This window comes from Actinosynnema sp. NPDC020468 (assembly GCF_040642015.1).
In the GTDB taxonomy this organism is placed as follows: Bacteria; Actinomycetota; Actinomycetes; order Mycobacteriales; family Pseudonocardiaceae; genus Actinosynnema.
The window spans coordinates 240,169-249,530 of the sequence record NZ_JBFAEO010000003.1 but is presented as its reverse complement, the minus strand read 5'-3'; the positions used below and the strand labels follow the sequence as shown (position 1 = coordinate 249,530).

At 69.4% G+C, this 9,362-nt stretch carries 6 protein-coding genes; all 6 read left to right on the top strand.

What is annotated here, in order from left to right; all coding sequences use genetic code 11:
* Positions 1-752 precede the first annotated feature (752 nt).
* The 6 genes from dnaN to gyrA all read left to right on the top strand — a co-directional run bounded on the left by dnaN (position 753) and on the right by gyrA (position 9,336).
* A complete protein-coding gene (gene dnaN / locus AB0G50_RS04860; protein WP_360102314.1) occupies positions 753-1,889 on the top strand; it encodes a DNA polymerase III subunit beta in 1,137 nt (378 codons plus the stop codon).
* Positions 1,889-2,839: a phosphogluconate dehydrogenase (NAD(+)-dependent, decarboxylating) gene (gnd, locus tag AB0G50_RS04855; RefSeq protein WP_360102335.1), complete on the top strand. Its 951-nt coding sequence runs from the start codon at positions 1,889-1,891 to the stop codon at positions 2,837-2,839. The genes dnaN and gnd overlap by 1 nt, the downstream gene beginning before the upstream one ends.
* A gap of 1 nt (position 2,840) precedes the next feature.
* A complete protein-coding gene (gene recF, locus AB0G50_RS04850) occupies positions 2,841-3,956 on the top strand; it encodes a DNA replication/repair protein RecF (RefSeq protein WP_360102312.1) in 1,116 nt (371 codons plus the stop codon).
* Positions 3,957-4,074: 118 nt separating this feature from the next.
* Positions 4,075-4,575 carry a DciA family protein gene (locus AB0G50_RS04845; RefSeq protein ID WP_360102310.1) on the top strand — a complete coding sequence of 167 codons (501 nt, stop codon included), beginning with the start codon at positions 4,075-4,077 and terminating at the stop codon, positions 4,573-4,575.
* A 237-nt stretch (positions 4,576-4,812) separates the two neighbouring features.
* On the top strand, positions 4,813-6,789 hold the full coding sequence (gyrB, locus tag AB0G50_RS04840; protein ID WP_360102308.1) for a DNA topoisomerase (ATP-hydrolyzing) subunit B: 1,977 nt from the start codon (positions 4,813-4,815) through the stop codon (positions 6,787-6,789).
* A gap of 33 nt (positions 6,790-6,822) precedes the next feature.
* Positions 6,823-9,336 (top strand): DNA gyrase subunit A, encoded by a 2,514-nt coding sequence (gene gyrA, locus AB0G50_RS04835; RefSeq protein ID WP_360102306.1) that lies wholly within the window; start codon positions 6,823-6,825, stop codon positions 9,334-9,336.
* Positions 9,337-9,362: the final 26 nt, after the last annotated feature.

Genomic DNA, 9,362 nt, shown 5'->3' with positions numbered 1-9,362 from the left:
ACCCGGGTGCACCCGGGTGCACCCGGGTGCGCGGGTGCCGGCGGGAGGTCGGTCCGACACCCGGGTGCGCCCGGGTGCGGAGGGGCTCGGCGGCACCCGGGTGCGGCACTCCCGCAGGGCCGTCCGCGCCCGGGTGCGAGGGGGTTCCGGGCGCCTCGCGGGCGGGCCGCGGACCTGGCCCGGAGAGGGGTTCCCGGTGCACCGCAACGGGCTCCCACCGGGCGATTCCAGGTGAACCGGGGGTGGCCGGAGTTGTCCACAGCCTGGAATTGCCACACCTTCGAGGAGATCCACGCCACCATCACCCTGTGCAGCACCCGGGGACAGGTCGGCCCACACCCGGGGATGAACCCGGGGACAACTCGGCCTTCCTGTGGACCGAACGGAGGAGCCCGCGAGTTGTCCCCGGGTGCACCGATCTGTCCCCGGGTGACAACCCGTGTCCGTCCACAGGTCCAAGTGGGCGACGACCAGCCACAACGGACGTTGTCCACACAATCCACAGGCCCTACTGCTGTTGCGGTTGTCTTCCCTTGAAGAGATGAACAAAGAAAAAACAGCACCCGGGGACACCCGCCTCGGAAGGGCCGCACCCGGGCACGCCCCGAGGTGACGCGCTCCACCCCGACGCTCTACGGTGAGAGCCTCCGCGCCGAAGGTCGGCTCGATCCGGCGAGGGACGCGGCTCCCCGAACCCCCACCGCAACGCAGTCGCTGTTGCGGCTCATGCCGACTTGAGGAAAGGACGCCTCATGAAGATCCGCGTCGAGCGCGACGGCCTGGCCGACGCCGTCGCCTGGGTCGCGCGCAGCCTGCCGTCCAGGCCGCCCGTCCCGGTGCTCGGTGGAGTCCTGCTCGATGCCGGGGCGGAGGACGGGTCGGGCGAGGCGCTCACCGTCTCCGGGTTCGACTACGAGGTCTCGGCGCAGTGCGGCGTGCCGGCCACGATCGCCGACGGCGGCAAGGCGCTGGTCAGCGGCCGGCTGCTGGCCGACATCACCAAGGCGCTGCCGAACCACCCGGTCGAGATCTCGGTCGACGGCGCGCGGATGACCATCACCTGCGGCAGCGCCAAGTTCTCGCTGCCCACCATGCCGGTGGAGGACTACCCGCAGCTGCCGTCCATGCCGCAGCTCGCCGGCGAACTGCCCGGCGACGTCTTCGGCGAGGCGGTGGCCCAGGTCGCCGTCGCGGCCGGCAAGGACGACACGCTCCCGATGCTGACCGGCGTCCGGCTGGAGATCGGCAACGGCAACCTGACCCTGGTCGCCACCGACCGGTTCCGGCTCGCCATGCGCGAGTTCGCCTGGGCGCCCAACGACGAACTCGGCGACGTCGCCGTGCTGGTGCCCGCCAAAACCCTGAACGACTCCGCGAAGACGCTCGGCGCGTCCGGCGCGAAGATCGAACTCTCCCTGGCCGCCAACGACGGGCTGCTCGGCCTGTCCGGCACCGGCAGGCGCACCACCACCCGGCTGCTCGACGCCGACTTCCCCAAGTACCGCCAACTGCTGCCCACCGAGCACTCGGCCGCCGCGATCATCGAGGTCGACGCGCTGGTGCAGGCGATCAAGCGCGTGTCGCTGGTCGCCGAGCGCGGCACGCAGGTGCGCCTGGAGTTCGTGGACGGCGGGCTGAAGCTCTCCGCCGGCGGCGACGACGAGGGCAGCGCCGAGGAAGAACTCCCGGTCGACTACGACGGCGAGCCGGTGACCATCGCGTTCAACCCGACGTACCTGCACGAGGGGCTCCAGGCCGTGCGCACGTCGAAGGCACATTTGTCCTTCACCACGCCGAGTCGTCCCGCGCTGCTCAAGCCGGTGGACGAGGATGGCAACGTGGCGCCGGGCTACCTGTACCTGCTCATGCCCGTGCGCCTGCCCGGCTGATCCGCAAGAACCTCCAGGACAGGGAGAGAACGACCGTGCAGCTCGGACTCGTCGGTCTCGGCAAAATGGGCGGCAACATGCGCGAGCGGATCCGCCGCGCTGGTCACGAGGTGGTCGGTTACGACCGCAACCCCGACGTGACGGACGCCGACTCGCTCGCGGACCTGGTCGGCAGGCTCGCCGCGCCGCGCGTGGTGTGGGTGATGGTGCCCGCGGGCGACATCACCCGGCAGACGATCAAGGAACTGGGTGACCTGCTCGACGAGGGCGACCTCGTCATCGACGGCGGCAACTCGCGGTACACCGACGACGCGGTGAACGCGGAAGCGTTGGCCGCCAAGGGGATCGGCTACGTCGACGCCGGTGTCTCCGGTGGTGTGTGGGGTCTGGACAACGGCTACGGCCTGATGGTCGGCGGCGACGCCGAGCACGTCGGGCGGGCGATGCCGATCTTCGACGCGCTGCGCCCGGAGGGTCCGCGCGAGGAGGGCTTCGCGCACGCCGGCAAGGTCGGCGCGGGCCACTTCGCGAAGATGGTGCACAACGGCATCGAGTACGGCCTGATGCAGGCCTACGCCGAGGGCTTCGAACTGCTCGAGGCGTCGAAGCTGGTCGAGGACGTGCCGGCGACGATCAAGGCGTGGCAGCGCGGCACCGTCGTGCGGTCGTGGCTGCTCGACCTGCTGGTCCGCGCGCTCGACTCGGACCCGGAGTTGGACGACCTGCGCGGTCACGTCGAGGACTCCGGCGAGGGCCGGTGGACCGTCGAGGAGGCGATCAACCACGCGGTGCCCGCGCCGGTGATCTCCGCCGCGCTGTTCGCCCGGTTCGCCTCGCGCCAGGACGACTCGCCGGCGATGCGGGCGGTCGCCGCGCTGCGCAACCAGTTCGGCGGGCACGCGGTCCAGAAGGCCGGCCCGTCGTCCGGTTCCGGAAGCACGCAGGGCTGACTTGTACGTCCGGCACCTCCAGGTCGCCGACTTCAGGTCGTGGGAGCACGCCGACCTCGCGTTCGAACCCGGGGTGTGCGTGCTGGTCGGGCGCAACGGCCAGGGCAAGACGAACCTGGTCGAGGCGCTCGGCTACGTGGCCACCCTCGGATCGCACCGGGTGGCGACGGACGCGCCGCTGATCAGGCATGGCGCGTCCCGCGCGGTGGTGCGGACGGCGGTGGTCAACGAAGGCCGGGAGCTGCTGGTCGAGCTCGAGATCACGGCGGGCAGGGCGAACCGGGCGCGGATCAACCGCGGTCCGGTGCCCCGTCCGCGCGACGTGCTGGGCATCCTCCGGACGGTGCTGTTCGCGCCGGAGGACCTGGCGCTCGTCCGCGGCGACCCCGGTGAGCGCCGGCGGTTCCTGGACGAGCTGCTGACCACCCGGTCGCCGCGGTTCGCCGGTGTCCGCGGCGACTACGAGCGGGTGCTGCGGCAACGCGGCGCGCTGCTCAAGTCGATGCGCGCGGCGCGCGGCGCGGACAGCGGAACGCTCGACGTGTGGGATGGCCACCTGGCAAGGCACGGCGCGGAACTGCTCGCCGGGCGGTTGGACCTGGTGCGCGACATCGGTCCCCATGTCAGCCGCGCCTATGCCGAGGTGGCGCCCGATTCCCGGCCGGCGACCATCGGGTACCGCTCGTCGCTCGGCGACGCGTTCCCCGGTTCGCACGACCGGGAGGTGCTGGAGGATTCACTCCTGGCCGAGCTGCACCGGCTCCGCGGCCAGGAGGTCGACCGCGGCGTGTGCCTCGTCGGACCGCACCGGGACGACCTCGAGCTGACCCTCGGGGACCTCCCCGCCAAGGGCTACGCCAGTCACGGAGAGTCGTGGTCCTTCGCGCTGGCGCTGCGGCTCGGCGGGTACGGGTTGCTGCGCGAGGAGGGCGCCGAACCGGTGCTCGTGCTGGACGACGTGTTCGCCGAACTCGACCGGGGTCGGCGGCGTCAGCTGGCGAAGGTGGCGTCCGAGGCGGAGCAGGTGTTCATCACCGCGGCGGTCGCCGAGGACGTGCCGGAGGAACTGGACGGGCTGCGTTTCGACGTGGGACACGGGGAGGTGCGACGTGTCTGACGGTATCCGCCGAACGGGTGTGACCGGCGCAACATCTGGGGATAACCCTGTGGATGGTGTGGATAACTCGGTCGCAGAAGGGCACCTGTCCACACCTGAAGTCACACATGGGGGTGGATTGCAGGGTTCGGACATCGCCCGCGCCGCCCTCGAGGCCGCCCGCGCGTCGGCCAAGGAGCGCGGCGCGAAGACCGTGCGCAAGGGTGTCCGGGGTGCCGGCACCCGTCGCCGGAGGCGCACCTGGTCCGGTCCGGGACCTGACGACCGGGACCCGCAACCCCTCGGCCGGGTGGCCTCGCGCATCGCCAAGGACCGCGGTTGGGTCGAGCGGTTGTCGGGCGGCCAGGTGTTCGGTCGGTGGGCCGAACTGGTCGGCGAGGACGTGGCCGAGCACGCGCAGCCGATTGCGTTCAGTGACGGTGAGCTGACCGTGCAGGCCGATTCCACCGCGTGGGCGACCCAGCTCCGGCTCCTCCAGCGGGAGCTGTTGAAGCGGATCGCCGCCGGTGTCGGGCACGGCGTGGTGAAGAAGCTGAAGGTGCAGGGCCCCGCGGCCCCCAGCTGGCGCTACGGCCCCAGGCACGTTCCGGGCCGCGGCCCACGTGACACCTACGGGTGAGCTTCGCCAGGGCCGCAGCGTCGATCCTGTGGCGCGATGAGCGCTCACCAGCCGATTTCCACCCCATGAGCCGCAGTCGGGACTCCGCCCCGTTCACTTCGGTGGCTCTGTGAGCAAACCAGGGCGGTCCTCGACGGGTTTCTGGGCGAGTCTCCCGGTAGAATCGACGGGTAGCGTGACCCCAGCGTCGCTCGGCGGCGATCGCAGTCGCTTGAAGTCTGAGGAGACACCAGGCCCGTGGCAGCCAAGAATGAGTACAGCGCGTCCTCGATCACTGTCCTGGAAGGGCTGGAGGCGGTCCGCAAGCGTCCCGGCATGTACATCGGGTCGACCGGCGAACGCGGTCTGCACCACCTGATCTGGGAGGTCGTGGACAACTCCGTCGACGAGGCGATGGCGGGGTTCGCCACGGCGGTCGACGTGACGCTGCTGGCCAACGGCGGTGTCCGGGTCATCGACGACGGCCGCGGCATCCCGGTCGACATGCACCCGGTGGAGAACAAGCCGACGCTCGAGGTCGTGCTGACCAAGCTGCACGCCGGCGGCAAGTTCGACAGCGACTCCTACGCGGTGTCCGGTGGTCTGCACGGCGTCGGCATCTCGGTCGTCAACGCGCTGTCGAGCGCCGTCGACGTCGAGGTCAAGCGCGACGGTTTCACGTGGAACCAGCGCTACGAGGGCACCAAGCCGGCGCACGACCTGGTCAAGGGCGACGCGACCGAGGACACCGGCACGACCATCACGTACTGGGCGGACCCGGAGATCTTCGAGACCACCGAGTACAACCTGGAGACCATCTCCCGGCGGTTGCAGGAGATGGCGTTCCTCAACAAGGGCCTCACCATCGTGCTGCGCGACGAGCGCGTGCCGAAGACCGAGGTCGAGAACGAGGGCGCGGACGCCGAGGGTCACGTCGCGCGCGTGCGCGAGCGCGTCTTCCACTACCCCGGTGGGCTGGAGGACTTCGTCCGGCACATCAACCACACCCGCGAGGCCGTGCACCAGAAGGTCATCTCCTTCGAGGCGAAGGGCGAGGACCTCGAGGTCGAGGTGGCGATGCAGTGGAACACCGGCTACACGCCGTCGGTGTACACGTTCGCCAACACGATCAACACGCACGAGGGCGGCACGCACGAGGAGGGCTTCCGCGCCGCGCTGACCCGCGTGGTCAACGAGTACGCGCGGGACAAGAAGGTGTTGAAGGAGAAGGACACCAACCTCACCGGCGACGACATCCGGGAGGGGCTCGCCGCGATCATCTCGGTGAAGCTCAAGGAGCCCCAGTTCGAGGGCCAGACGAAGACCAAGCTGGGCAACAGCGAGGCCAAGTCGTTCGTGCAGAAGTCCACGAACGAGCACCTGGCCGACTGGTTCGAGCGGCACCCCAACGAGGCCAAGACCATCGTCACCAAGGCGGTGTCGTCCGCGCAGGCCCGCATCGCCGCGCGCAAGGCCCGGGAGCTGGTGCGCCGCAAGGGCGCGCTCGACATCGGCGGCCTGCCCGGCAAGCTCAAGGACTGCCGCTCCACCAACCCGGAGGAGTGCGAGATCTACGTCGTGGAGGGCGACTCCGCGGGCGGCTCGGCCAAGGAGGGTCGCGACTCCATGTTCCAGGCGATCCTGCCGATCCGGGGCAAGATCATCAACGTGGAGAAGGCGCGCATCGACCGCGTGCTGAAGAACAACGAGGTCCAGTCGCTGATCACGGCGTTCGGCACCGGCATCCACGAGGACTTCGACCTCGCCAAGCTGCGCTACCACAAGATCGTGCTGATGGCCGACGCCGACGTCGACGGCCAGCACATCCGCACACTGCTGCTGACGCTGCTGTTCCGCTTCATGCGCCCGCTGATCGAGCACGGCCACGTGTACCTCGCGCAGCCGCCGCTGTACAAGATCAAGTGGCAGCGCGCCGAGCCCGAGTACGCCTACACCGACCGCGAGCGCGACGGCCTGATCGAGGCCGGCCTGGCGGCCGGCAAGAAGATCGGCAAGGACGACAACATCCAGCGCTACAAGGGTCTGGGCGAGATGAACGCCGCCGAGCTGTGGGAGACCACGATGGACCCGGCCAACCGGGTCCTGCTCCAGGTGACGATGGACGACGCCGCGACGGCCGACGAGCTGTTCAGCGTGCTGATGGGCGAGGACGTGGAAGCCCGCCGCTCCTTCATCACCCGCAACGCCAAGGGCGTCCGGTTCCTCGACGTCTGATCCCGACCCAGCGCCCCGTAAGGAAGTAGAACCTTGAGCGAGACCACCCTGCCCCCGGCGTCGGGTTCGGACCGCACCGAGCCGCGCGACATCCAGCAGGAGATGCAGAACTCGTACATCGACTACGCCATGAGCGTGATCGTCGGACGAGCGCTGCCGGACGTCCGCGACGGCCTCAAGCCCGTCCACGTCCGCGTCCTGTACTCGATGTTCGACTCCGGTTTCCGCCCGGAGCGCAGCTACAACAAGTGCGCCCGCGTCGTCGGCGACGTGATGGGCAACTACCACCCGCACGGCGACTCGGCGATCTACGACGCCCTCGTGCGCCTGGCCCAGCCGTGGGCACTGCGGTACCCGCTGATCGACGGCCAGGGCAACTTCGGCTCCCAGGGCAACGACCCGGCCGCCGCGATGCGCTACACGGAGTGCCGGCTCACGCCGTTGGCCATGCAGATGCTGGCCGACATCGAAGAGGACACGGTCGACTTCCGGGACAACTACGACGGGCGGATCCAGGAGCCGACCGTCCTGCCGTCGAGGATCCCCAACCTGCTGATCAACGGGTCGTCGGGGATCGCGGTCGGCATGGCGACGAACATCCCGCCGCACAACCTGCGCGAGGTCGCCGAGGGCGTGGTGTGGGCGCTGGACAACCCCGACGCGCCCGAGGAGGAGACGCTCGAGGCGATCATCGCCCGGATCAAGGGGCCGGACTTCCCGACCTACGGCCAGATCCTGGGCACCGCGGGCATCGAGGACGCGTACCGGACCGGCCGCGGGTCGGTGAAGATGCGCGCGGTCGTGGAGGTGGACGAGGACGCCAAGGGCCGCACGATCCTGGTCGTCACCGAGCTGCCCTACCAGGTCAACCCGGACAACCTGGTCGAGAACATCGCCGCCCTGGTGCGCGACCAGAAGCTCACCGGCATCGCGAACATCGCCGACGAGTCGAACCGGCGGTCCGGCATGCGGATCGTGGTGACGCTCAAGCGGGACGCGGTCGCCAAGGTCGTGCTGAACAACCTCTACAAGCACACCCAGCTCCAGTACTCGTTCGGCGTGAACATGCTGTCGCTGGTCGACGGCGTGCCGCGCACCCTCCGGATCGACCAGATGATCCGGTACTACGTGAAGCACCAGATCGAGGTCATCGTCCGGCGCACCCGGTTCCGGCTGCGCAAGGCCGAGGAGCGCGCGCACGTCCTGCGCGGTCTGGTGAAGGCGCTCGACCAGCTCGACGCGGTGATCGCCCTCATCCGGCGCAGCGACACGCCCGAGGGCGCGCGGGTCGGGTTGATGGAACTGCTCGACGTGGACGAGATCCAGGCGAACGCGATCCTGGAGATGCAGCTGCGCCGGCTCGCCGCCCTGGAGCGGCAGAAGATCGTCGACCAGCTGGCCGAGATCGAGCTGGAGATCGCCGACCTCAAGGACATCCTCGACAAGCCCGAGCGGCAGCGCGCCATCGTGCGCGAGGAGCTCATGGCGATCGTGGACAAGCACGGCGACGACCGGCGCACGAAGATCGTGCCGTTCGACGGCGACGTGTCGATGGAAGACCTGATCGCGGTCGAGGACGTCGTCGTCACGATCACCCGCACCGGGTACGCGAAGCGCACCAAGACCGACCTCTACCGGTCGCAGAAGCGCGGCGGCAAGGGCGTCCAGGGCGCGCAGCTCAAGCAGGACGACATCGTGCAGCACTTCTTCGTGTGCTCCACGCACGACTGGATCCTGTTCTTCACCAACAAGGGCCGCGTCTACCGGACCAAGGCCTACGAGCTGCCCGAGGCCAACCGCAACGCGCGCGGCCAGCACGTGGCGAACCTCCTCGCGTTCCAGCCGGAGGAGGAGATCGCCCAGGTCATCCAGATCAAGAACTACGAGGTCTCGCCGTACCTGGTGCTCGCCACCCGCAAGGGCCTGGTGAAGAAGTCGAAGCTGTCCGACTTCGACTCCAACCGCGCCGGCGGCCTCATCGGCATCAACCTGCGCGAGGACGACGAGCTCGTCGGCGCGGTGCTCGGCTCGGCCGAGGACGACCTGCTGCTGGTGTCCAAGGACGGCCAGTCCATCCGGTTCCACGCGAGCGACGAGGTGCTGCGGCCGATGGGCCGCGCCACGTCCGGCGTCCAGGGCATGCGGTTCAACACCGACGACGAGCTGCTGTCGATGGGTGTCGTCCAGGAGGGCCTGTTTGTTTTGGTGGCCACCGACGGTGGGTACGCCAAGCGCACCCCGATCGAGGACTACCCGGTCCAGGGTCGGGGCGGCAAGGGTGTGCTGACCATCCAGCACGACCGCAGGCGTGGGAGGCTTGTGGGCGCGCTCATCGTCGATGTCGAGGACGAGCTGTACGCGATCACCTCTTCGGGTGGGGTCATCAGGACCAGCGCGAAGGAAGTGCGCAAGGCGGGTCGTCAGACGAAGGGCGTCCGGTTGATGAACCTCGGCGAAGGCACCACCCTGATCGCCGTGGCACGCAACGCCGACGAGCCCTCCGACGTCACCACTGGTGACGAGGAACAGGCCGAGCCTGCCAACTAGCGCGGACGAGAGGTTGAGGGACTGCT

Excerpts from the sequence above, each read along its gene's own strand:
- dnaN (WP_360102314.1), top strand. The coding sequence starts at position 753 with ATGAAGATCCGCGTCGAGCGCGACGGCCTGGCCGACGCCGTCGCCTGG.